Raw genomic sequence first — 22,102 nt, 5'->3', positions numbered from 1 at the left:
CCCCGTCACCGGGGCCGTGGAGCGCCCCTTCGCCGTCTCCTGGGGGATCGCACCACCATGCTCAGGTATCTGCCGTTCCTGCTGGTCCTGGCGCTGTGGATCTACGCCTTCATCGATTGCCTGAACACCCCTGAGGAGCAGGTGCGCGGGCTGCCCAAAGTGGTCTGGGTGCTCATCATCCTGCTGTTCGGCGAGGTGCTGGTCGGTCCGGTGGCCTGGCTGGTCGCCGGCAAGCAGCGCGGCGTCCCGGCCGGCGGGTCCACACCCTCGGAGTGGCACCGCAACCACCGCACGGAGTTCGTCGCGCCCGACGACAACCCCGAGTTCCTGAAGTCCCTGAAGGAAGAGAACAAGAAGGACGAGGCGCTCCTCAAGGACTGGGAGGCCGACCTGCGGCGCCGCGAGGAGGAGCTGCGGCGACGCGAGCGGGGCGACGAGCCCAGCACCGACTGACCAGCCGGTTCTCGCCAACTGGCCGAGAACGCACATGAGTTGAACCTGTGAAGGTTGCCGCCCCGTCGAGCCGGGGACCTGCGCGGGCTCGCGGCCAGCCGCTTCCTGAGTGGCTCGCACCCTTGTCGCCGCACATGCGGCGTGCTGTCATCGAGGCCACTTCAGTCGCCTGCGCCTCAGGGGGAAGCCATGGCGGGCCGTCGCAGCCTCAGAGAAGAAATACGTCAGGCCGAACGGATGGCCCGCGCCATCCCGGATGCGCGCCGGCGAGCAGCCGCGCTGACCGACCTCGCCATTCAGGTGGCCATCGGCCCGGGCGACATCGCCGAGGCCGAACGCATCGTGAACACCGTCAACTACGAGGACGACGTCGTGCGCAACGGCCGGGACTTCTCGGTACGCGTACTGGCCGAGCAGTTGGTGGCCGTCCATGCCCGTGAGGCCGAGCGCATCGCGCTGACCATCAAGACGGACCACGAACGGGACGGGGCGCTCGCCAACATGGCGAGGACGCTCGCGACGACGGACAAGCGCACCGCCAAGCGGCTCATCGAGCGCATCGGCACGGACTTCATCAAGCAGGACATGCTCGACCGACTCGCCAAGGGCCGCCTCTGAGCCGGCGCAACGAGCGGCGACGGACGGACAGGGACGGACGGGGGACCGTTGGACGAGCGGGTGGAACACGAACACGAGTGGCGTGCTGCCGCCGAGCGCGGTGATCCGGACGCGATGGTCCAGCTGGGACTGCTGGTCGGGCGGCGGGGTGAGCGTTCCGGGGCCGAGCACTGGTATCGGCGAGCTGCCTCCCGCGGGCACACCGGGGGAATGCTCCGCCTCGGGGGGATGCTGCAGGAGCGCGGTGAGTCCGGTGAGGCGGAGCACTGGATCCGCAAGTCCGCTGACGCGGGGAACGTGAACGCCATCGGAGCGGTCGGATACCTCCTGGAGACGCGCGGCGACCTTGAGGGCGCACGCGAGTGGTATCGCGAGGCCGCCGACGGTGGCGACGCCTACTCGCTGCGGCAGTTGGGGCGTCTGCTGGTGGAGAGCGGCCGCCCGGAGGAGGCGCAGGAGTGGCTGCGCAAGGCGGCGGAGTGCACGGGGCAGGTTCTGGTGCAGGCCGATGCGCTGAGGGATCTCGCGCGCATCGCGGTGCAGCGCAGTGATCCGGCCGAGGCGGAGCAGCTGCTGCGGGAGGCCGCCTCGCTGCTGGCGACGTCGGACGGGCCGCCCACGGAGGAGACGGTCACGCTCACCGCCGAGCTGCTGACTCTGCTCGGGTCCCTGCTGCAGGAGCGCGGCGAGAGCGCCGAGGCCGAGAAGTTCTACCGCCTGGCCGCCGGTTTCGGACACACCCCCGCGATGATCGAACTCGGGGGGCTGATGGAGGAGACGGGCCGGCCCGCCGAGGCCGAGGAATGGCACCGGAGAGGGGCCGAGGCGGGGAATCTCCGCTCGGCTCTGCTGCTGGCGGTTCTGCTGGTGGAGCAGCGGCGCCCGGCCGAGTCGGAGCCGTGGTTCCGGCAGGCGGCCGAGGCCGGAGTGCCACCGGGGATGGACTTCCTGGGCTCGCTGCTGGAGGACCGCGGGGAGTTCGCCGAGGCGGAGCGGTGGTACCGGGAGGCCGCCGAGGCCAGGGTCGACCGTTCGATGTTCCGGTTGGCCTATCTGCTCCAGAAGCGCGGCGCCCTGGCCGAGGCGCTGCACTGGTACCAGAAGGCCGCCGCCGCCGGGCAGGAGCCGGCCATGCTCGGAGCGGCGGCGCTGTCGGAGCGGCAGGGCGACATGGACGAAGCCGATCGGTGGTACGAGCGGGCCGCCCAGGCGGGGAACGAGTTCGGCATGTTCCATGTGGCCCGTCTGCGGATGGACCGCGGCGAGCAGGAGGACGCCGAGATGTGGTTCCGCAGGGGGTCCGCCGCCGGCAACGGCAGCTGTATGGCGTTGCTCGGGATCCTCCTGGCGGAGCGTGGGGACGTGGCCGCCGGAGAGCAGTGGTGCCGACGGGCGATCGACGCCGGCGTCCCCAACGCCCTGACCGACATGAAGGCCGTACTGGAAGCACACCGTGGGCCCGGGTTCTGAACGCCCACGCCACGAACGGGGAGAACGATGCAGGCGTACATCCGGCTGACCGGCGACACAGCCCCGGCGGAGCTGACCGGGCTGGCCGACTGGTTGTCGCGTGAGGACGAGTTCCGTGGGCGGGCGGCCGTCGAGCGGCCCGACGCCCGGCCCGGCCACATGGGTGGGCTCACCGAGGTCGTGGTCGTGGCACTCGGCGCCCAGGGGGCCGGCACGGTGCTGGCGGCCTCGCTGTCCGTGTGGATCAGGCATCGCCGTCCGTCGGCGGACATCGAGGTGACCGGCCCCGACGGGGCGAGCGTCAAGATCTCCTTGCGCAACGTCCCGGAGGCGGACGTGGAAGCCGTGCTGCGACGCGTCCTGGAGCGGTGAATGCGGCTGCCCGACCCCCGGCGGTCCCGAGCGGTGCTGCTGGGTTTCGACACGTTCACCGACCCCGGCCTGCCCGATCTGCCCGCCGTGACGCACAACGTCGAGGACCTGGTGGAGGTGCTCACCAGCCCGTGGGGGACGGCCCTCCCGGACGGACATTGCGTACGGCGGCGCAAGGGGGTGCCCTCCGACCTGACCGACTCCGCGTCCGTCGGGGCCCGGCTGGTCTCCGCCGCCAAGGAGGCCGAGGACCTGCTGCTGGTCTACTACGCCGGTCATGGTGTGGTCGGCCCGGACGGCGAGTTGTACCTGTCCCTGCCCAGCACCTCCAGCGAACCGGATCTGGTGCCGTGGACGGGGATACCGTTCAGTCTGGTGCGCCGTACGTTGGCGAACGCCCGGGCGGACAGCCGGGTTCTCATCCTGGACTGCTGCTTCTCCGGACTGGCCATCGGCGCGATGGCCACCACCACCTCGGTGGTGGCCGGCCAGCTGGAGGTCGCCGGAACCTGCACGCTGGCGTCCTCACCGGCGAACCGCCCTTCCAGTGCGCCCGTCGGCGCGCGCCACACGGCCTACACCGGTGAACTGCTCGATCTCCTGAAGCACGGAACCACCGAGGCCGCGGAGTTCCTCACCCTGCAGACCATCCACGAGCATCTCGCCCGGGTCCTGCCCAGCAAGGGTCATCCGCGTCCCGAGCTGCGGGGCACCCACACGGTCGGTCGTCTCGCGCTGGCCCGGAACCGGGCGCGCTCGGGCATCTCCGATCCGGAGGCGATGGTGAAGGAGGCCACGCGACTGGAGCGGATCGGTGACAGCGCGGGCGCCGTGCACTGGTACCGGCAGGCCGCGGGCGCCGGGCGGTCCAACGCCATGAGGGAACTGGGGCGGCTGCTGGAGCGGAGCGGACATCGTGTGGAGGCCGGGCTGTGGCGTGGCCGGGCCGCCGAGTCCGGGGACCCCACCGCCATGTACGAGCTGGGAGTCACCTCCTGGCACACGGGGAACCTGGCGGAAGCCGAACGCTGGCTCGGGAGAGCCGCGGCCGCCGGGGTGCCGGGGGCGGCGGAGGACCTGGAGAGACTGCTGCGGCGGCAGCGGGGTCGGGCGACGTCGAACGGCGAGGCCTGATCGACGTGTTCGACCTTGATGTACCCGCTGCCGCTCTCCCCGTACGCCTTCCTGGGGATCGGCCCGGCCAGGACGTTCAGGACGTTCAGGCCGTCGGCTCGTCCCGCAGGACCAGCTCCAGGAGTCCCGGGAAACAGGCGTCGAACTCCGCCCTCCGCAGTCGGTTGACCCGCCTCGGCCCCTCGTCCCGCTGCTCCACGAGGCCCGCGCCCCGCAGCACCGCGAAGTGATGGCTCAGGGCCGCCTTGCCGACCGGCACGTCGAAGCTGCCGCAGCTGCGCGACCACTCCCGCGAACCCGCCAACTCCCTTACGAGGGCGATGCGTACGGGGTCGGCGAGCGCGGCGAGCACGGTCTGGACGGAGACGTCGTCGGGGTGGGTGTGCTCGGGGGCGGCCCGATGACCGGTGCGCTGCGTCATGCGGGGCTCCTTCACACCTTGCCGAGTGTTCGATGGAAACCATACACTCGCCAGTGTTCGCTTTTCATTGAACAGTCGAGTCACGGGTGGTGCGGCATGCGCGCGGTCGAGATCCAGGAGTACGGCGGTCCCGAGGTCCTGAAGGTGGTGGAGACCGAGGTGCCCGAGCCGGGCCCCGGCCAGGTGAGCGTCGACGTGGCGTACACCGGGATCAACTTCGCCGACCTCAAGGCACGCGGGGAGGGCTACCGCGTGCCGCGGCTGCCCTTCGTGCCCGGACTCGAAGCCTCCGGGCGGATCCGGGCCGTCGGCGAGGGCGTCACCGGGCTGTCCGTCGGCCAGGAGGTGACCGCGATGACGGAGGGCGGCGCCTACGCGGACGTGGTGGTGGCGAGCGCCTCGGCGGTGTTCCCGGTCCCGGCGGGCGTCGATCTGCGCACGGCGGCGACCTTGCCGGCCGTGCTGCCGACGGCGTACGCCCTGGTGCACGCCGTGGGCCGGCTGCAGCCCGGGGAGACGGTGCTCGTGCAGGGCGCGGCGGGTGGAGTGGGCACGGTGGTGGGGCAGTTGGCGAAGGCCGCGGGCGCCGGCAGGGTGTACGGGGTGGTGTCGGGCGAGGCCAAGGCCGCCCACGCGCGCGAGTACGGGTACGACGAGGTGTTCGTCGGGGAGTTCACGGACGCGGTGCGGGCCGCGACGGGCGGACGCGGGGTCGACCTCGCCCTCGACCCAGTCGGCGGCGAGACCCTCCGGTCGAGCCTGGCCTCGCTCGCGGTCTTCGGGCGCCTGGTCTCCTTCGGCAACGCGAGCTCGGCGCCGGCGTGGAGCGTGGGGCAGCCCGAGCTGTACCCGAGGGGGATCTCCGTCGGCGGATTCTCGATCCTGACCCTGGCGCAGACGGCTCCGGGCGAGCTGCGTTCGCTCGTCGAGCGGGCTTTCGCGAAGGCGCTGGACGGCACGGTGTCGTTGCCGGTGACGGCGGAGTTCGGGCTGGAGGAGGCGGCTGAGGCACACCGCCTGATGGGCACCCGCACGAGCACGGGCAAGCTGCTGCTCAGGGTGAACGCCTAGCGCATCCGGCACGGCGCGTCCGAGCCGCGGTCAGCTCTCCGGGTCGGCCTCCAGCCACGTCAGCTGCATGTCGTCGAGGAGGGACTCCGGCGGCCGTCCCGAAGCGTGCGCGTTGATCTCCACCTGCACCGTCGCCCAGCATCCGAGACTCATGACGAGGACGCGCAGGCCGTCCGTGCCGAAGCGCTCCAGGACGTCGTCGGCGCAGTCCAACGCCTCCTGGGCGACCCGTTCGGCCGGATAGCTGCCGACCGCCCTGCGCAGCAGGTCGATGGAGAGACGGGAGACCTCCGGGGCGAGGGCGGCCAGACGCTGGTCCTCTTCTTCGTCCACGGCCTCACCGTAGGCGACGAGGTCGCGCTCGTACGGTTTCCACCTGGAATCCGCCTGTTGGTGAAGATCCGGCAACCGTACCGACCGAGTCGCCCCGCGACCGTACTCTTCAGACAGATGACGAACACCGACCACCTCCGCCCCGTCGACCTCGCGCGCCTGGCCGGTGTCTCCACCCAGCAGATCCGCACCTACGAGGACGCGGGCGTCCTTCCCCCGGCCACGCGCACCGAGTCCGGCCACCGTGCCTTCACCGACGCGCACCGGCGCGCGCTGCTGACGTACCGGGCCTTGCTGAAGGGGTACGGACCGGTCACGGCGACGCGGATCATGCGGACCGTGCACGCCGGGGACACCCCCGGCGCCCTCGCCCTGGTGGACGCCACGCACGCCGCCCTGCACACCGAGCGGTCCGATCTCCGGGCGTCCGGCGAGGCGTTGGAGGCGCTGGCGCGGGCGGAACCACAGCCGGTGCCCGGTCCCGGCGGGCTGCGCGTCGGAGAGGTCGCCGCGCTGCTCGGCGTACGGCCGTCCGCGCTGCGGGTGTGGGAGGAGGCGGGGCTGCTCGCGCCGGGGCGGGAGCGGGGGACCCGGTATCGCACGTACAGCCCGGTGGACGTACGGGACGCCCGGCTGGTCCAGACCCTGCGCCGCAGCGACTACCTCCTCGACCAGATCCGCCCGGTCCTGGAGGGCCTGCGCCGGGAGGGCAGCAGTGAGGCGCTGCGGGCGGCGATCACCGCGCGCGGGCAGGCGCTGACGGAGCGGACGCGGGCGATGCTCGAAGGGTCGGGGATGTTGTACGAGTACCTCGCGGCCGACTCTCCCTGATCGCCAACGCTCCTGCCCTGACCGTACAGTTGACGGTCCATCCGGCAGGAGAGGGACATCATGGTGAGGTTTCTCCGCTGGTTCCGCAGCCAGGACACCGGGGTGAAGGCGGCGCTCATCACGCTCACCGGCACGCTGACGGCGGCCCTGATCACGGCGACGGTGACGCTGTTCGTCGCGCTGAACCGCCCGCCGACCGCGAGCGGCACGCCCTCACCCCCGACGCCGCCCCTGACGACGCCCGCCTCGGACACCCCGGCCCCCGGCCCCCCGTCGTCCCCCTCCCGCCCGGACCCGCCCGAGCCGACGACCGCACCGCCGTCCACACCCCGGGACACCCCCACCACGGCTTCGACCCCGGCCCCCGCCCCGACCGCGGAGAGCCGGGTGCGCTGGCAGGGCTCCCTGCGACTGGACGGCACGGCGGGTGTGCGGGGCTGGTTCCTGGACGACGCACCGCCCGGCCGGGCCCCTGTGGGCGACCTCGCCGTCCAGGGAGCCGCTCAGCTCTACGGCGCCTACGCCCTCGCCCGCTGGACCGACTCCCGGCCGCCGACGCGGGCGCAGTGCGCCACACTCCTCAACACCCGGCTCGGACAGCAGTCGTTGGACGTGCAGAAGGGCGACCGGGCCTGCGTCGGCACGGAGAACCTGCGGGTCGCCGCCGTCGAAGTGACCGACATCCCGGACGCAGACCACATCGACCTCGCCGTGACGGTGTGGCAGCGCGCGTGACACCGCACGCCCCTCCAACTGGACAATTCGCGGGGGATTTTGACACCGTGAACCGCACCGGCCCGTATTCGAACACGTGGTCGATGATGCCTCCGGGAGGCCCGTCGTGTCGCTCGACTTCCACGCCTCGCACAGCACCTTCTCCGACCCCGGCGATCTCGCCCGCCTCTACACCGACCTGCCGCGCGACCCCGCCCAACTCGCCCGCATCTCCCGGAACTTGCTGATCCACCGCCTGGAGGGCGAGCTGTTCGGCCACGCCCACCCCACCGACCGCCTGCACAACGACGCCGAGACCCGCTACGTCGACGGCATCCTGCGGATCCTCGTCGGGCGGAACGACGCACCGCTGGACCGGCGGCGCGAGGTGGGCGACCGGTTCGTCGGGATCTGCCGGGACTTCTCGCTGCTGCACTGCTCGCTGCTGCGACACGCCGGTGTCCCGGCCCGCATCCGGATCGGCTTCGCCGACTACTGGGGGTCCGACGGCTTCCACGGCGATCACGTCGTCACCGAGTACTGGGACGAGGGACGCGGCTGGCTGCTCGCCGACGCCCAGCTGGCCGACCCCTTCGTCACCGACCACTGGAAGGTCGACTTCGACCCCATGGACGTACCGCGCGACCGCTTCCTCGTCGCGGGTGAGGCATGGCGGGCGATCCGCGAGCGTGGCGCTGATCCGGCGACCTTCGGACTGCACGGACCCGAGGAGGGGCCGTTCTGGGGCGAGCGGTACGTGTCCGGCAGCATCCGGCTCGACCTCGCGGCGCTGAACAAGGTCGAGACCCTGCTGTGGGACGTGTGGGGAGAGGCCGAGGGCGAGCCCGGGGAGCCCCTGCCCGAGGCGGCCCGCGCCTTCTACGACCGTGTGGCCCCCGTCGTGAGCGGCGACGTGAACTTGGCCGCGGCACGGCGGCTGTTCGCCGAGGACGACACCCTGCGCACTCCGAGGACGGTGACGAGCTACGCCCCCTTCAACGGACCGAACCTCGTCACCCTCCGCTGAGCCATCGCGCCGCATTGCCCCGGCGCCGCGGCCACAGCAGCATGAGAGGCATGGATCACGCACAGGCACGCACGTGGCTCGCGACCGCGGTCGAGGAGGCCCGTGCCGGGTGGGCGGAGGGCGGCATCCCGATCGGCGCCGCCCTCTATGGCGCCGACGGCACCCTCCTCGGCCGCGGCCGCAACCGGCGCGTCCAGGACGACGACCCGTCGATGCACGCGGAGACGGCCGCGTTCCGCGCGTCGGGACGGCAGCGGTCGTATCGCGGTACGACCATGGTGACCACCCTCTCGCCGTGCTGGTACTGCTCCGGTCTGGTCCGCCAGTTCGGCATCTCACGCGTCGTGGTCGGCGAGGCGGCCACCTTCCACGGCGGGCACGACTGGCTGGCCGAGCACGGCGTGGAGATCGTGCTGCTCGACGACCCCGAGTGCATCGGCATGATGCGCGACTTCGTCACCAACCATCCGGCACTGTGGAACGAGGACATCGGTGAGTGACGCACCTGACCCCCGAATCCCGACGCATATCCCCACCCGAGCCACGTCCCCCGTCCCGCCGCGTGTCCCCACGATCGATCTGCGGCCCTGGCTGTCCGGCGATCCCGAGGCCCGCGCGGGGATCGCCAAAACCGTCGACGAGGCCCTGCGGACCGCCGGGTTCCTGCTGGTCACCGGGCACGGCGTGGACCCGGCACTGCGTTCCTCGATCCGGGAGGCCGCCCGTACGTTCTTCCGGCAGCCCGTCGACGCCAAGCAGCCGTACGCGGCGAAGGTCGGCGGCCGCGGCTGGCTCGGGCCGGGCGCGGAGGCCAACGGCTACTCGGAGGGCACCGAGACCCCGCCGGACCTGAAGGAGTCGCTGACCTTCGCCACGCACGAGCCCTTCGAGGACCCGGTGGTCAACGCGGAGTGGTACGCGCCCAACGTGTGGCCGGCCCAGGCGCCCGGACTCCGGGCGCTGTGCGAGGAGTACCTGGAGCGGATGGCCGACCTGGAGAAGCTGCTCCTCTCCCTCCTCGGTGAGGCCCTCGGCCTCGAACCGGACTTCTTCTCCCGGCACATGGACCACCCGACGTACGGCTTCAACATCAACTGGTACCCGGGCACCGAGGTGGTCGGCGAGCCGCAGCCGGGCCAGTTCCGCATCGGCCCGCACACCGACTTCGGGACGGTCACGATCCTGGACCGGCAGGCGGGCAAGGGCGGACTGCAGGTCTACACGGACCCCGCGGACGGAGGTGTCGGCTGGGAGGACGCCCCGTACGACCCCGACGCCTTCACCATCAACATCGGTGATCTGATGGCCCGTTGGACCGGCGACCGCTGGCGCTCGGGCCGCCACCGCGTGCTGCCGCCGCCCGCGGACGCGCCGGCCGAGGAGCTGATGTCCCTCGTCTACTTCGGCGAGTGCACACCGGGCACGATCGTGGAGTCCGTACCGGCGCCGGTGGGGCGGGTGGCGTACGAGCCGGTGGACTCGCACGTGTACCTGCGGGAGAAGCTGGACTCGATCACGGTGGGCTGATCAGCCGCTCGAAGCGGGCCCGCCAGCGCTCCTCGGTCTCGGTCTCGGTCTCGCCCCGGAACTCATGGGTGAAGCGCACAGCCGTGCCGTCGTCCCCGTCCCGTTCGAGATGGAAGCGGATCCGGCCGCCGTCACCCAGCGTGTACTCGGCGACCCGGTCCACGTCCCAGGCGGTGACCTGGCCGCTCCCCACGTCACGAAGGGTGACCGCGCCGCCGAGCCGGGGTTCGAGGACGTCGGCGGCGGCGAACCACCGCGCGAGCCCGTCCGGGGCAGCCACCGCCTCCCAGACCTGCTCCACGGGCCTGGGGACCCGCACCAGAAAGTGCAGGAGGTGCGTGCTCCCGTGGGTCTGGCTGGTGCCCTGTTCCATGGGTTCTATGGGTTCTACGGGTTCTATGGGTTCTATGGAACCGGTCATGTACACCAGCCTGACCCGCCGGGCGGCGTCGCGCACGTGCCCGGCTCACACCCCGCGCCGGCTCACACCCCCGCGTAGGAGTGCTTGCCGGAGACGAAGATGTTCACGCCGTAGTAGTTGAACAGCCAGCAGCCGAAGGCGATCAGGGCCAGGTAGGCGGCCTTGCGGCCCTTCCAGCCGGCCGTGGCGCGGGCGTGCAGGTAGCAGGCGTAGGCGACCCAGGTGATGAACGCCCAGGTCTCCTTCGGGTCCCAGCCCCAGTAACGGCCCCAGGCCGACTCGGCCCAGATCGCGCCCGCGATGATCGTGAACGTCCACAGCGGGAAGACGGCCGCGTTGATGCGGTACGAGAACTTGTCCAGGGAGGACGAGGCGGGCAGCCGCTCCAGGAAGGACGTGGCGAAGCGGCCGGGCGTGCCGCCGCTCTCCAGCTTGCTCTCGTACGAGTCCTTGAAGAGGTACAGCAGCGTGCCGACCGCGCCCACGTAGAAGACCGCGCCGCACAGGATGGCGGTGGAGACGTGGATGTAGAGCCAGTACGAGTGGAGGGCGGGAACCAACTGGTCACTGGCGGTGTACAAGACAGTGACGGCGATGCCGAGGTCGAGGAGGACCGTGGTGATCAGGAACAGGCCGAGCCAGCGGATGTTCTTCTTCAGCGCGAGCAGCGTGAGGTACACGCCGACGGCGACGGTGGAGAAGGTGATGTTGAACTCGTACATGTTGCCCCACGGCGCCCGCTCCACCGAGGCCGCGCGGGCGACCACACCGGCGAGATGGACGAGGAAGGCGAGCACGGTGAGCGAGATGGCGATACGCCCGTAGAGGTCGCCCTGCTCGTCCCCGCCGTGCGCCCCGGGCCCGTCGGGCACGTCGCGCGCACCGGCCGAGGCCCGTACGACGACCTTGGGCCGCTCCAGCACGGCGGTCCCGCCGGCCTTCTTCACGGTGACGGCCGGGGCTTTCCCGGACTTCTCGGCACCGGGGGTGAGCGCCGCGGCGGTGCGGCCGACCCGGCTGCGGCTGCCGAAGAGCCATTCGGCGATGTACGCGAAGAAGGCCAGGGTGTAGACGGCCATCGCGGAGTAGATCAGCGTGTTGCTGATGTTCGCGAGGTGTTCGTTGGTGGCCGTGGCCAACTCGGTTCCGGCGGCGAGAGTCATGTCGTCTCAGCCCCTTCGGCAGGGAGGACTTGGGAGTCGGGGGTGGTGGTGGTGTCTTGGTCCGGGGAGCCGGCCTCGGCGGCCTGGTCGTCGGGCTCGGGCGCGCCCGGCGCCCGGTCGTACAGGATCCCGGCGAGGTCGCCGAGTTCCTCGGGTACCTTCGCGGACTCGCTGCGGCCGAGTCCGGCCATCTCCACGACCGTCACACCGTCGGCGCCCTTCACCGCCCGTACCCACACGCGGCGGCGCTGGATGAACAGGGAGCCGGCGAGGCCGAAGATGGCGGTGAGGGCACCGCCGAGCGCCCACTTGGTGCCGCCCTGCTGGACGACCTGGAAGTTCGCCCACTCCTTGGTGCCTTCGTAGGTGATCGAGCCGGCACCGTTCGGGAGCTTCATGGTCTGACCGGGCCTGAGGTTGTCCCTGAGCTGGGCGCCCTTGGCGTCCTTGTATGCCTTCACATGCGACTTGTCGAGCTGGTACACGCTCTGCGGGATGCCCGAGTCGACACCGAGGTCACCGTGGAACGGGGTCAGGTTCAGCACCGGGTTGTTCAGTGCCGGGAAGGTGGAGGCCGTCTCGCTGCCCTTGGTGTAAGTCGGCAGGAAGAAGGCCGAGATGCCCAGCTGCTCCCTGACGCCCTGGGCGTTCTTGTAGCCGTCGAGGACCTTGGCCACACCGGTGGAGGTGACGTTGGAGTCGAGCGGGAGGAGGGGTACGGCGTCGCGGTAGACGACATTGCCCTTGCCGTCGCGGACGGTGATGAGGGGGGCGTAACCGTGGGCGGTGAGGTAGACCCTCGCGTCGCCGATCTCCAGCGGCTCGTTGACCTTGACGAGGTCCGTCCGGGCCTTGCCGTAGGCGCCCTCTCTGTAGGTGAGGCTCGCCTGGTATGTGCGCGGCGTCCCCCGGTTCGGACCGCTCTTCTCATAGGTGCCCGTGAACTTGTCCAGGGTGAAGCTGAACGGCACCAGGTCGTCGGTGGTGAAGAGGTTGCCGGACTTGAAGTCGTCGTACTGGGTGGTGGTGTTGGAGAAGCCGCCGCCCTCGACGACCAGCTTGTTGCCCTCGGACTTGAACAACTGGCCCCAGGCGAAGGCGGTCAGCAGCACGATCAGCGCGATGTGGAACGCGAGGTTGCCGACCTCCCGCAGATAGCCCTTCTCGGCGGCGACGGCGTCACCGTCGAGGTGGGCTCGGAAGCGGCGCTTGCTGAGGAGGGCGAGCGCGGTCTCACGGACCTGCTCCGGCTCGGTCCCGGTGCGCCAGGTGGTGTAGGCGGGCAGCCGGGTCAGCCGCTTGGGCGCGCCCGGCGGGCGGCCGCGCAGCTGGCCGATGAACTGCCAGGTGCGCGGGATGATGCAGCCGATCAGGGAGACGAACAGCAGGATGTAGATCGCGGAGAACCACACCGAGCTGTAGACGTGGAAGAGGCCGAGCCTGTCGTAGACCGGCGCGAGGAAGGTGTGGGCCTTGCGGAAGTCGGCGACCTTCGTCTCGTCGATGCCGGTCTGCGGGATCAGCGAGCCGGGGATCGCGCCGAGGGAGAGCAGCAGGAGCAGGAGCAGCGCGACCCGCATGGAGGTGAGCTGCCGCCAGAACCAGCGGGCCCAGCCGATCACGCCCAGAGAGGGCAGGTTCGGCAGGTCCTCCCTGGGAGCGGTGGAGAGCTGGGAGCCGGCGGCGCCGAGGTCGTCGTCGACACGCTCGGGGGTCGTACCGGTTGTGGTCTTGCTCATCGATCAGATCCCCACGGTGAAGCCGGTGGACCAGGACTGCATGTCCTGCACGATGCGGTCCCAGGCGCCGGTGAGCAGCAGCAGACCGGTCACGATCATCATCGTGCCGCCGATCCGCATCACCCAGACATAGTGGCGCTTGACCCAGCCGAAGGCGCCGAGCGCCTTACGGAAGGCGACCGCGGCGAGCACGAACGGCACACCGAGGCCGAGACAGTAGGCGACGGTCAGTACGGCCCCGCGGCCCGCGCTGCCCTGCTGGGAGGAGAGGGCGATCACTGAGGCGAGGGTCGGGCCGATGCACGGGGTCCAGCCGATGCCGAACAGCGCGCCGAGCAGCGGTGCGCCGGCCAGCCCGGCGGCGGGCCTGCGGTGGAAGCGGAACTCCCGCTGGGTCATCCAGGGCATCAGCCCCATGAAGAAGACACCCATGAGGATCATGAGCGCGCCCAGCACCTTGCTCAGGACGCCCTTGTTGTCCTGGAGGGTGTCGCCGAAGTAGCCGAACAGGGCGCCGCTGGAGACGAACACGGCGGTGAAGCCGAGTACGAAGAGGGAGGCGCCCGCGACCATCCGGCCGCGTCGGGCCTCGGCGAGGTCGGTGCCGGCCACCCCGGTGACGTACGACAGATAGCCGGGGACGAGCGGCAGGACGCACGGGGAGAAGAAGGAGACGAGTCCGCCGAGCAGGGCGATGGGCAGGGCGACCAGCAGGGCGCCGTTGAGCACCGTGTCGTTGAGGCCCGGTTCGGCGAGTGTGGTGAGTGGGCTCACGTCACTTCTCCGCGAGGACCGGGTCGATCATCCTGCGCAGCTTTTCCTCGGTGAGCGCGGCCAGCGAACGCGCGGCGATCTTGCCCTCGCGGTCGAGGACGAGAGTGGAGGGGATCGCCTGCGGGTTGAGGGTGCCCTTCTTGAAACGGAGCATCAGTTGGCCCGTCGGGTCGTACAGGCTGGGGAAGCCGACGCCGTACTGCTTCTCGAAGGCGCGGGCGCCGGCGGTGCTGGTGTCACGGGTGTTGATGCCGACGAACTGGACGTCCTTGGCCTTCAGATCCCGGGAGACCTTCTCGAAGCCCGGCGCCTCGGCGCGGCAGGGAGGGCACCAGGAGCCCCACACGTTCAGCACCACGACCTTGCCCTTGTAGGAGGCGACGTCGAGTTGCTTGCCGTCAACCGTCTTGCCGGACAGGTCGGGAGCCTGGGCGCGCTCCCCCTTCTTGGCGGTGGAGATGCCGTCCTTGCCCATGACGAAGTTGGTGTCACCGCCTCCGCCGGAGGTGCCTCCGGAGGAGCAGGCGGACATCAGCAGCGTGGCGACCGCGGCACCGGCGGTGGTCAGGACGGCTCGGCGACGTGCGCGGTTCGAGCGCGACGGGGCGCGGCTTGCGGCACTCATGTGAAAAGTTTCGCATGCCCGTTCCGGGGATCTTGCGCACCCCCCTTGCGGAGGGATAACCGCATTTCAGGCGGCCTGTCCGGAGGTCGAGGAGGAGGACGAGGCCGAGGTCGAGGTCGAGGTCGAGTTGGACGTCGAGGAGGAGGTCGACGAGGTGCCCTTCAGGAACGTCCTCCAGCCGCCGACCGGCTGCTGTCCGACATCGAGCGTACGCAGCTTGGCGAGCACCTCCGGCTTCTGTACGTCCATCCAGTCGACGAACTGCCGGAAGGAGACCATGCGTACGTCCGCACCCTTCTCCTTCTCCTGCGCGATGTGCTTGAACGCCGCCTCGACGGAGTCCATGTAGATGCCGCCGTTCCAGTGCTCGAAGTGGTTGCCGACGAAGAAGGGTGCCCGGTTCGTCTCGTATGCCCGCTTGAAGCCTGATATGTAGGCCTGCGTGGACTGGGTGCGCCAGGCCGGGTAGTTGTAGGCGGGCGCGTTGGTCGAGTTGACCGACTGGTTGGCGAGCATGTTGTAGTCCATCGACAGGACCTCGAAGGACCGCCCGGGGAAGGGGACCTGCTGCAGCGGCAGGTCCCACACACCCTGCTTCTTGTCGGGCCAGACCTGGCGGCCGCCGGGCGAGGAGGCGTCGTAGCGCCAGCCGAGCTTCTTGGCGGTGGGCAGCAGGTTGTTCTGGCCGAGCAGACAGGGGGTGCGGCCGCCGACCAGCTCCTTGTCGTAGTCGAAGGGCAGCGAAGGCAGGTCGGTCCAGCCGGTGTTGGTCCGCCACTCCTTGACGAAGGCCTTCGCCTGCTGGATCTCGCTCTGCCACTGGGCGGGCGTCCAGTTGCCAACGGTGCCGAAGCCGGAGCAGAAGTGGCCGTTGAAGTGGGTGCCTATCTCGTGCCCTTCGAGCCAGGCGCGGTGGACGTTGGCCAGCGTGGCCTTGACGTGCTCGTCGGTGAGGTAGCCGATGTCGGAGGCGCCGCGCGGGTTGTTCGGCGGGTTGTAGAGACGCTTCTTCGACTCGGGCAGCAGATACAGCCCGGAGAGGAAGAAGGTCATGGACGCCTGGTGCTGCTTGGCGAGGTCGAGGAAGCGGGGGAAGAGGCCGTTGCCGACCTCGCCGGCGCCGTCCCAGGAGAAGATCACGAACTGGGGTGGGGTCTGGCCGGGTTCCAGCGGCTCGGGCTTGCCCGGCTGGTGGGGCTGCTTGCCGGTGAAGGAGGTCGAGCCGTCACCGAGGGGGCGGGCGGGGTGCGACGGCTTGCCGGATCCGCCGCCATGGGAACCCGGAGTGGGGGTCGACCCGTCTGACTGCGTGAGGGTGCCGCAGCCCGAGAGTCCGACGGCGGCCGCGGCTCCCGCGCCGAGACCGAGCATTCCCCTGCGGGAGAGAGCGCGCATTCCAACCCCATTCGTCATGTGCTCTGGTTGTCACTTGGTCAGAGGACATGACGAACGGGGAGGTTCCCATCGATCACGGCGATCTCGCAACAAACGTCACGAGCTCGTCATGGAACCCAAAAGGAATGTCCATCCCCCCGGAATCGAGGGTTCGACGCGGAGTTCCGATGCGGACTCCGACGCCGACACGGACTCCTGCACGAACTCCTACGCGGACTCCTTTGCGGACGGACTCCTACGCACCGAAGGCCTTCGACTTCCCCTGCACCGGCTTGGCACCGGCCCGGAGATGGGCGGGCACGAGGTCGATGGCCGGCTCGCCGTAGCCGACGGACACGAGCTTGTCGCCCTGGTACGTGAAGCTCGTCAGCGAGGCGAGCGTGCACTGCCGCTTGCGCGGGTCGTGCCACAGCCGCCGCTTCTCGACGTACGACCGCACGATCCAGATCGGCAGCTGATGACTGACCAGCACGGCCTCGTGCCCACGCGCCTCGTCCTTGGCGGCGTCCAGCGCCCGCATCATCCGTACGACGATGTCGACGTACGGCTCGCCCCACGACGGCTTGAACGGGTTGACGAGGTGCTTCCAGTTCCCGGGCTTGCGCATCGCGCCGTCGCCCACCCCGAAGGTCTTGCCCTGGAAGACGTTGTCGGCCTCGATGAGGCGCTCGTCGGTGGCGAGGTCGAGCCCGTGCGCCTTGGCGATCGGGGTCGCCGTCTCCTGGGCCCGCTCCAGCGGGGAGGCGCAGACGTAGGTGATGTCGCGGGGCGCGAGGTGCTCGGCGACCCGGTCGGCCATCTGCCGTCCGAGCTCGGACAGGTGGTACCCGGCGAGCCGCCCGTACAGCACCCCGTCCGGGTTGTCGACCTCACCGTGCCGCATGACGTGTACGACCGTGATGTCGCTGCCCGCCGTGTTGTTGCTGTCGCTCATGCTGCCGTGGCCTCCGCCGCCGCTCGGGCCGCCGCCGGAAGGGCGTCGGCGATGCGCTGTACGGCCTGTTCGTCGTGGGCCGTGGACACGAACCAGGACTCGAAGGACGAGGGCGGCAGATAGACGCCCTGCGCCAGCATCGAGTGGAAGAACGCGGTGTAGCGGAAGGACTCCTGCTTCTTGGCGTCCTCGTAGTCGCGGACCTCACGGTCCGTGAAGAAGACGGAGAACATGTTGGAGGCGTTCTGCGTCCGGTGCGCGACGCCCTCCTTGGTGAGTGCCTCGGTGACAAGCGAACGGACGGCCTCCGACACCGCGTCGACCTTGTCGTAGGCGGCGTCGTCGAGGAGCCGCAGCTGGGCGAGGCCGGCCGCGGTGGCGACCGGGTTCCCGGAGAGGGTGCCGGCCTGGTACACGGGCCCGGCGGGCGCGAGGTGCGCCATCACGTCGGCGCGACCACCGAAGGCGGCGGCCGGGAAGCCACCCCCCATCACCTTCCCGAAGGTCATCAGGTCGGGCCTGACCCCGTCGATCCCGAACCACCCGGCACGGCTGGTCCGGAAACCTGTCATGACCTCATCGGAGATGAAGAGCGCGCCGTTCTTCGAGCAGGCGTCCTTCAGCCCCTGGTTGAAACCGGGCTGCGGCGGTACGACGCCCATGTTCCCGGGCGAGGCCTCGGTGATCACACAGGCGATCTCACCGGGGTGCCGGTGGAAGGCCTCGTGGACGGCCTCCAGGTCGTTGTAGGGAAGGACGATGGTGTCGCCGGCCTGGGCGCCGGTGACGCCGGGGGTGTCGGGCAGCGCGAAGGTGGCCACACCGCTGCCCGCCGCGGCCAGCAGCGAGTCGACGTGACCGTGATAACACCCGGCGAACTTGATCACCTTGGTGCGTCGCGTGAACCCGCGGGCGAGCCGGATGGCGCTCATGGTCGCCTCGGTCCCGCTGGACACGAGCCGCACCTGCTCAAGGGGCTCGATCCGCCCGACCATCTCCTCGGCGAGGGCGACCTCGCCCTCGCCGGGCGTCCCGAAGGAGGTACCGCGCGAGACGGCGTCCTGAACGGCCGCGACGACCTCCGGGCGGGAGTGCCCGAGGATCATCGGACCCCAGGAACACACCAGGTCGACGTACTCCCGCCCGTCCGCGTCCGTCAGATACGGACCCGTACCCGACACCATGAACCGGGGCGTACCGCCCACGGCACGGAAGGCTCGCACCGGGGAGTTCACGCCGCCGGGCGTGACGGCCGCGGCCCGGTCGAACAGTGCCTGCGAGACAGGCGCTTCATATGAATATGGCAGTTCGCTCATGACCTGCGACTTCTCCGACCTTCTCCGACTTACCCGGCTCCGGTTGCAAGGGACATCCTCAGGGTAGGCCAGGGTGAGCGGGCGGCAGCGAGCGCTGCTGCTGACCCGAGAGACAGTCGCCCCCTCGCGCGATCTGCGAAACTGAGATCTGATACACACAGCTCAAACGGCCCTGGCGTACGTATAGGTGTACGGAGGCTTGTTCAGAGGCTGCGAAGATCCTGCGGACAGGTGTTTCAGCGCACGTTTCGGCGGGCGGCCGTGGGGGAGGTCACTGACACGATGATCGGGTTGCGCGGCGGGGGCCACGCATCCTAGAAAAGCAGTCGGGTGGAGATATGCATCGCGGTGGCGGACTGGGCGAGGGGACTGACGACCTGGGTCCTCGACGTGCCCGGCGGGGAAAGCACCGACGCGAGGCGGAGGAGGCCGAAGCCCGTCAGGCGCAGGGTGTACCGATTGAGCCCGAGCGGATCGACCGGCGGATCGACCGGCGGGGCGAGCCGCTCCGGGCGGGGAGCAGGAATGGTGGTCGGGTGGGGGTGACGTACAAGTACTTCGGCGCGCCGGACGGCGCGACCGCGGCCCGCGTCCCGATCTCGATGCGCCCCGAGGAACTCGGCGGCGACGAGCTCGGCATGAACGGCATGTTCACCAAGATCAAACCGGAGACGATGGCGGCGATGGTGCTGACGGGCATCGAAGGCGTGCCGTTGAACAAGGTGCCGCCGCTGGAACTGGTCGTCCTGCACCCCGACTACGCGGTGGTCAAGCTCCCCATGACGGTCGTCGACCCCCTGCGCGGCATAGGCGAGGAAGCCGTGGGCGCGGCGGCCTTCATCTGGTCGACGGTCCCGGACCGGGGCGGCCCGCGCGACGCGTTCAACGTCTACCAACTGCTGCACGAGTGGCAGGACTTCTCGCACCGGCTTCATGAGGCCGGGCATCAGCCGTACTGCCTGGTGTGGCCCTGAGCTGGGGTTTCATGCACTTGCGGCCTCGGACTCCACCGCACGCCGCGCCCTGGCCGGGCTGGACGAGCCGCAGTTGGACCGGATCGCCAAGGCCCGGTGCCCGCTGTGGCGTCGTAGTGCTTCGGTCCGTGCCCACGATGAACGTCCACGAAAGAGAGGAACCCCAGCCGACGCACGGCTGAGGTTCCTCTAGGCGGTGAGTATCGGTCAGCAGGTCAGCGCTGCAGGGTGAGGAGACCCGGCCGGTACGGGAGTTGGTCGTAGGGGCCGCTCGCGGTGGGGGACTTGCCCTGGTAGAGGAACTGCAGGTTGCAGGGGTCGATGGTCATGGTCTGGTCGGGGTTGTTGCGGACCAGGTCGCCGTGGCTGATGTCGTTGGTCCAGTTGGCGCCGCTGTTGGCCTTGCCCGCGAAGGGGTTGCTTTCCGTGGCGGCCTGCGGGGTCCACGAGCCGTCGAGGCTGGTGGCGGTGAACGAGCGGAAGTAGCGCTGCTCGTTCGCCCCCCGGGCCTCGACGATCATGAGGTACTGGTTCTGGCCCTGGACCTTGTAGACCTGCGGGGCCTCGAACAGGTTCTTCACCGTGTCGCTCATGACCGTGGTGTACGAGGAGCCGAAGTTGCCCGGGAAGTTCCCGATCGGCATGCTCGCCCGGTAGATCTTGCCGTTGTCACCGGCGAAGAACAGGTACATGTTCTTGTCGTCGGCGATCAGCGTCTGGTCGATCGGGGCGGCGCCGGGGACGCCGCCGGTGAACATCGGCTGCGGCGCGGACCAGCCGTTGGGGTTGGTGGGGTCGCTGGACGTGCGGTAGATGAAGGGCCACGAACCCCACTGGTACGCCAGCACCCAGATGTTCTTGGGCGCGAAGTAGAACAGCGTGGGCGCCACCGTGGACTGGTTCATCCCGGTCTGGCCGGCCGACGCCATGTCCGACCAGTTCGTGAAGGGCTTGAACGCCATCGAGCCGTACGACGATCCCGACACGTTCGACGCGTACACCAGGTGCTTGCCGTTGTAGACCACGTTGGTGAAGTCCTTCAGCGAGGTCCACCCGTTGGCCGGCTGCGCCAACGCACCCGACGACGACCACCGGTACGTCGACGGAAGAGCACACGAGCCGCCCGTCGACGCGGACGTTGTCGAGGTCGGGGTCGGGGTCGAGGTCGACGTCCCGGTCACGCCGGTCCACTTCTGGTTGCTGCCGGACCAGCAGGAGTACAGCTGGATCTTGGTGCCGTTGTCGGTGGCCGCGCCGACGGCGTCGAGGCACAGTCCGGACTGGACGCCGGCGATCGTGCCGTTGGTGTTGATGTTCCACTGCTGGCTGGCGCCGCCGTTGCAGTCCCAGATGACCACCGCGGTGCTGTTGCTGGTGCCCTTTGCGTCCAGGCACTTGTCGCCGTAGATCTTCAACTGCTTGCCGGCGGTGTACGTCCAGCGCTGGTTGGTCTGTCCGTTGCAGTCCCACAGCTGCGTCCGGGTGCCGTTGACGGTGGCGAAGTTGTTGATGTCGATGCAGCGACTGGAGGCGACGCCCTTGATTGCCCCGGTACCGGTCCCGCCGGTCGTCCCGCCCGTGGTCGGGGGCGCGCTGGTCGTGGGACCGGGGGTGGCCTGGAGGGCGTTCATGACGGCGGAGTAGGCAGGCTTGGGGTTGCCGCTGTTGTCGAACAGCAGGGGGCTCTCGCTGCTGCGCCAGGAGTCGCTGTCCCGGATGCCCCATACCGTGATGCCGGTGCACCGGGCCACGGACAGGCAGGCGTTGACCGTGTTGGCGTAGTTGGTGGCGGACGCCTGGGCGATGTCCAGCTCGGTGATCTGGACGTCCACGCCCAGAGCGGCGAAGTTGGCCAAGGTGGTCCGGAAGTTGGACGGCTGGCCGCCGGTGCCGAAGTGGCTCTGGAAGCCGACACAGTCGATGGGAACGCCGCGGGACTTGAAGTCCTTGACCATCGCGTAGACGCCCTGGGTCTTGGCGTCGGTCCAGTTCTCGATGTTGTAGTCGTTGTAGCAGAGCTTGGCTGCCGGGTCGGCGGCGCGGGCGGTGCGGAACGCCTCCTCGATGAAGCCGTTGCCCAGGATGTTCTGGAACACCGAGCTGCGGTGCTGGCCGCTGCCGCCGTCGGCGAACGCCTCGTTGACCACGTCCCAGGCGTAGATCTTGCCCTTGAAGTGGGTCATCTCGGTGGTGATGTGGTTGTTCATCACGCTGCGCAGCGTGGCCGCGTCGGTGATGGAGCTGACCCAGGACGGGAGCTGCGAGTGCCAGACCGTGGTGTGGCCGCGCATGCGCTGGCCGTGTGCCAGGGCATGGTCGACGATCTGGTCGGCGGGGCCGAAGTTGAAATTGCCGCGGGACGGCTCGATGGTGTCCCACTTCATCTCGTTCTCCGGGGTGATCATGTTGAATTCCCGGTCGAGAATGCTGGAGTACGTCGAGTCGCCGAGCCTTCCGGCGGCCACAGCGGTGCCGAAGTACCTGCCTGAGGGGGCCGCCTGCGTACCCAGAGTCGCGGCTCCGGCGGAGCTGGGAAGGATCGTCACGACACCGGCCACCACCGCGGCGGCCGACAGTCCTATCGCCAGTGTCCGGCGACCCCGGCCGAGCCGGTGCAGGCCCTTCATGATTCTCCTCGGGTGCGTCCGTGGGTGTGTCGCGTCATGGGAGGGGCTTTCTTCAGGGGATACGTCAACGGAGGAAGCCGGGGAGCCTGCCGCGCCGGCACGTCATGGTGAGAGCGGCGGGAAGTGCACCCCACGAAAGAGGAGGCTTCCGAGCCCGCGGTCT

Annotated in this window: 23 protein-coding genes; 12 read left to right on the top strand and 11 right to left on the bottom strand. The window is 69.8% G+C overall.

The genetic code is table 11. The features are described 5' to 3' along the window. Positions 1-57 precede the first annotated feature (57 nt). The 5 genes from OG870_RS26945 to OG870_RS26925 all read left to right on the top strand — a co-directional run bounded on the left by OG870_RS26945 (position 58) and on the right by OG870_RS26925 (position 4,047). The gene (locus OG870_RS26945) at positions 58-453 is read left to right on the top strand and encodes a PLD nuclease N-terminal domain-containing protein (protein WP_266589206.1); all 396 of its coding nucleotides are present in this window, start codon (positions 58-60) and stop codon (positions 451-453) included. A gap of 237 nt (positions 454-690) precedes the next feature. Then, complete coding sequence (locus OG870_RS26940) at positions 691-1,071, top strand: hypothetical protein (RefSeq protein WP_266519277.1); 381 nt, start codon at positions 691-693, stop codon at positions 1,069-1,071. 60 nt (positions 1,072-1,131) lie between these two features. Next, positions 1,132-2,541, top strand: a complete 1,410-nt coding sequence (locus OG870_RS26935) for a tetratricopeptide repeat protein (RefSeq protein WP_266844589.1) — start codon at positions 1,132-1,134, stop codon at positions 2,539-2,541. A gap of 27 nt (positions 2,542-2,568) precedes the next feature. Then, on the top strand, positions 2,569-2,913 hold the full coding sequence (locus OG870_RS26930; RefSeq protein WP_266519273.1) for an effector-associated constant component EACC1: 345 nt from the start codon (positions 2,569-2,571) through the stop codon (positions 2,911-2,913). After that, positions 2,914-4,047, top strand: a complete 1,134-nt coding sequence (locus OG870_RS26925) for a caspase, EACC1-associated type (protein ID WP_266519271.1) — start codon at positions 2,914-2,916, stop codon at positions 4,045-4,047. A gap of 85 nt (positions 4,048-4,132) precedes the next feature. Here OG870_RS26925 and OG870_RS26920 read toward each other — a convergent pair whose 3' ends face one another. Further along, positions 4,133-4,468, bottom strand: a complete 336-nt coding sequence (locus tag OG870_RS26920) for an ArsR/SmtB family transcription factor (protein WP_266589204.1) — start codon at positions 4,466-4,468, stop codon at positions 4,133-4,135. A gap of 96 nt (positions 4,469-4,564) precedes the next feature. On the opposite strand from OG870_RS26920, the gene OG870_RS26915 reads away from it, so the two are divergent. Continuing rightward, entirely contained in the window at positions 4,565-5,539 is a 975-nt protein-coding gene (locus OG870_RS26915; RefSeq protein ID WP_266589202.1) for a quinone oxidoreductase family protein, read from the top strand. A gap of 30 nt (positions 5,540-5,569) precedes the next feature. On the opposite strand, the gene OG870_RS26910 is transcribed toward OG870_RS26915, so the two are convergent. Then, entirely contained in the window at positions 5,570-5,872 is a 303-nt protein-coding gene (locus OG870_RS26910) for a hypothetical protein (RefSeq protein ID WP_266519265.1), read from the bottom strand. Positions 5,873-5,989: 117 nt separating this feature from the next. Between OG870_RS26910 and OG870_RS26905 the strand changes: the two genes are divergently transcribed. From OG870_RS26905 to OG870_RS26885, 5 genes are all read left to right on the top strand, one after another. After that, complete coding sequence (locus tag OG870_RS26905; protein WP_266589200.1) at positions 5,990-6,703, top strand: MerR family transcriptional regulator; 714 nt, start codon at positions 5,990-5,992, stop codon at positions 6,701-6,703. A 60-nt stretch (positions 6,704-6,763) separates the two neighbouring features. Next, entirely contained in the window at positions 6,764-7,438 is a 675-nt protein-coding gene (locus OG870_RS26900; protein WP_266589198.1) for a hypothetical protein, read from the top strand. Positions 7,439-7,544: 106 nt separating this feature from the next. Next, positions 7,545-8,444: a transglutaminase-like domain-containing protein gene (locus tag OG870_RS26895; RefSeq protein ID WP_266589196.1), complete on the top strand. Its 900-nt coding sequence runs from the start codon at positions 7,545-7,547 to the stop codon at positions 8,442-8,444. Between the two features lie 41 nt (positions 8,445-8,485). Then, positions 8,486-8,944, top strand: a complete 459-nt coding sequence (locus tag OG870_RS26890) for a nucleoside deaminase (protein ID WP_266589194.1) — start codon at positions 8,486-8,488, stop codon at positions 8,942-8,944. 28 nt (positions 8,945-8,972) lie between these two features. Further along, positions 8,973-9,971: an isopenicillin N synthase family dioxygenase gene (locus OG870_RS26885; protein ID WP_266520539.1), complete on the top strand. Its 999-nt coding sequence runs from the start codon at positions 8,973-8,975 to the stop codon at positions 9,969-9,971. Here the strand turns inward: OG870_RS26885 and OG870_RS26880 are convergent. The 8 genes from OG870_RS26880 to hemL all read right to left on the bottom strand — a co-directional run bounded on the left by OG870_RS26880 (position 9,958) and on the right by hemL (position 18,338). Continuing rightward, positions 9,958-10,392 (bottom strand): SRPBCC domain-containing protein, encoded by a 435-nt coding sequence (locus tag OG870_RS26880; RefSeq protein ID WP_266589192.1) that lies wholly within the window; start codon positions 10,390-10,392, stop codon positions 9,958-9,960. The genes OG870_RS26885 and OG870_RS26880 overlap by 14 nt on opposite strands. Positions 10,393-10,454: 62 nt before the next feature. Beyond that, the gene (gene ccsB / locus OG870_RS26875) at positions 10,455-11,555 is read right to left on the bottom strand and encodes a c-type cytochrome biogenesis protein CcsB (RefSeq protein WP_266519253.1); all 1,101 of its coding nucleotides are present in this window, start codon (positions 11,553-11,555) and stop codon (positions 10,455-10,457) included. After that, entirely contained in the window at positions 11,552-13,294 is a 1,743-nt protein-coding gene (resB, locus tag OG870_RS26870; RefSeq protein ID WP_266589190.1) for a cytochrome c biogenesis protein ResB, read from the bottom strand. The genes ccsB and resB overlap by 4 nt, the downstream gene beginning before the upstream one ends. A gap of 3 nt (positions 13,295-13,297) precedes the next feature. Then, positions 13,298-14,068 (bottom strand): cytochrome c biogenesis CcdA family protein, encoded by a 771-nt coding sequence (locus tag OG870_RS26865; RefSeq protein WP_266844596.1) that lies wholly within the window; start codon positions 14,066-14,068, stop codon positions 13,298-13,300. Between the two features lies 1 nt (position 14,069). Next, positions 14,070-14,693 carry a TlpA family protein disulfide reductase gene (locus OG870_RS26860; RefSeq protein WP_266519247.1) on the bottom strand — a complete coding sequence of 208 codons (624 nt, stop codon included), beginning with the start codon at positions 14,691-14,693 and terminating at the stop codon, positions 14,070-14,072. A gap of 66 nt (positions 14,694-14,759) precedes the next feature. After that, positions 14,760-16,088, bottom strand: coding sequence for a hypothetical protein (locus OG870_RS26855; RefSeq protein ID WP_266589186.1), 1,329 nt, complete (start codon positions 16,086-16,088; stop codon positions 14,760-14,762). 235 nt (positions 16,089-16,323) lie between these two features. After that, positions 16,324-17,022 (bottom strand): histidine phosphatase family protein, encoded by a 699-nt coding sequence (locus OG870_RS26850; RefSeq protein WP_266844599.1) that lies wholly within the window; start codon positions 17,020-17,022, stop codon positions 16,324-16,326. Further along, positions 17,019-18,338 (bottom strand): glutamate-1-semialdehyde 2,1-aminomutase, encoded by a 1,320-nt coding sequence (hemL, locus tag OG870_RS26845; protein ID WP_266844601.1) that lies wholly within the window; start codon positions 18,336-18,338, stop codon positions 17,019-17,021. The genes OG870_RS26850 and hemL overlap by 4 nt, the downstream gene beginning before the upstream one ends. Positions 18,339-18,676: 338 nt before the next feature. Between hemL and OG870_RS26840 the strand changes: the two genes are divergently transcribed. Then, on the top strand, positions 18,677-19,312 hold the full coding sequence (locus OG870_RS26840; RefSeq protein ID WP_266519239.1) for a hypothetical protein: 636 nt from the start codon (positions 18,677-18,679) through the stop codon (positions 19,310-19,312). A 215-nt stretch (positions 19,313-19,527) separates the two neighbouring features. On the opposite strand, the gene OG870_RS26835 is transcribed toward OG870_RS26840, so the two are convergent. Further along, on the bottom strand, positions 19,528-21,939 hold the full coding sequence (locus OG870_RS26835; protein WP_266844603.1) for a non-reducing end alpha-L-arabinofuranosidase family hydrolase: 2,412 nt from the start codon (positions 21,937-21,939) through the stop codon (positions 19,528-19,530). Positions 21,940-22,102: the final 163 nt, after the last annotated feature.

Origin of the sequence: Streptomyces sp. NBC_00461, assembly GCF_036013935.1 — a bacterium.
Lineage (GTDB): Bacteria > Actinomycetota > Actinomycetes > Streptomycetales > Streptomycetaceae > Streptomyces.
This window is presented reverse-complemented; position numbering and strand designations above follow the sequence as displayed.

What these genes read in the sequence shown, in the direction of transcription:
- OG870_RS26855 (WP_266589186.1), bottom strand. Translation starts at nt 16,088, where the DNA reads ATGCGCGCTCTCTCCCGCAGGGGAATGCTCGGTCTCGGCGCGGGAGCC.
- OG870_RS26930 (WP_266519273.1), top strand. Translation starts at nt 2,569, where the DNA reads ATGCAGGCGTACATCCGGCTGACCGGCGACACAGCCCCGGCGGAGCTG.
- OG870_RS26860 (WP_266519247.1), bottom strand. Translation starts at nt 14,693, where the DNA reads ATGAGTGCCGCAAGCCGCGCCCCGTCGCGCTCGAACCGCGCACGTCGC.
- OG870_RS26905 (WP_266589200.1), top strand. Translation starts at nt 5,990, where the DNA reads ATGACGAACACCGACCACCTCCGCCCCGTCGACCTCGCGCGCCTGGCC.
- OG870_RS26835 (WP_266844603.1), bottom strand. Translation starts at nt 21,939, where the DNA reads ATGAAGGGCCTGCACCGGCTCGGCCGGGGTCGCCGGACACTGGCGATA.
- ccsB (WP_266519253.1), bottom strand. Translation starts at nt 11,555, where the DNA reads ATGACTCTCGCCGCCGGAACCGAGTTGGCCACGGCCACCAACGAACAC.
- OG870_RS26900 (WP_266589198.1), top strand. Translation starts at nt 6,764, where the DNA reads ATGGTGAGGTTTCTCCGCTGGTTCCGCAGCCAGGACACCGGGGTGAAG.
- OG870_RS26890 (WP_266589194.1), top strand. Translation starts at nt 8,486, where the DNA reads ATGAGAGGCATGGATCACGCACAGGCACGCACGTGGCTCGCGACCGCG.
- OG870_RS26850 (WP_266844599.1), bottom strand. Translation starts at nt 17,022, where the DNA reads ATGAGCGACAGCAACAACACGGCGGGCAGCGACATCACGGTCGTACAC.
- OG870_RS26945 (WP_266589206.1), top strand. Translation starts at nt 58, where the DNA reads ATGCTCAGGTATCTGCCGTTCCTGCTGGTCCTGGCGCTGTGGATCTAC.
- OG870_RS26940 (WP_266519277.1), top strand. Translation starts at nt 691, where the DNA reads ATGGCCCGCGCCATCCCGGATGCGCGCCGGCGAGCAGCCGCGCTGACC.
- OG870_RS26920 (WP_266589204.1), bottom strand. Translation starts at nt 4,468, where the DNA reads ATGACGCAGCGCACCGGTCATCGGGCCGCCCCCGAGCACACCCACCCC.
- OG870_RS26840 (WP_266519239.1), top strand. Translation starts at nt 18,677, where the DNA reads ATGCATCGCGGTGGCGGACTGGGCGAGGGGACTGACGACCTGGGTCCT.
- resB (WP_266589190.1), bottom strand. Translation starts at nt 13,294, where the DNA reads ATGAGCAAGACCACAACCGGTACGACCCCCGAGCGTGTCGACGACGAC.
- hemL (WP_266844601.1), bottom strand. Translation starts at nt 18,338, where the DNA reads ATGAGCGAACTGCCATATTCATATGAAGCGCCTGTCTCGCAGGCACTG.
- OG870_RS26925 (WP_266519271.1), top strand. Translation starts at nt 2,914, where the DNA reads ATGCGGCTGCCCGACCCCCGGCGGTCCCGAGCGGTGCTGCTGGGTTTC.
- OG870_RS26880 (WP_266589192.1), bottom strand. Translation starts at nt 10,392, where the DNA reads ATGACCGGTTCCATAGAACCCATAGAACCCGTAGAACCCATAGAACCC.
- OG870_RS26915 (WP_266589202.1), top strand. Translation starts at nt 4,565, where the DNA reads ATGCGCGCGGTCGAGATCCAGGAGTACGGCGGTCCCGAGGTCCTGAAG.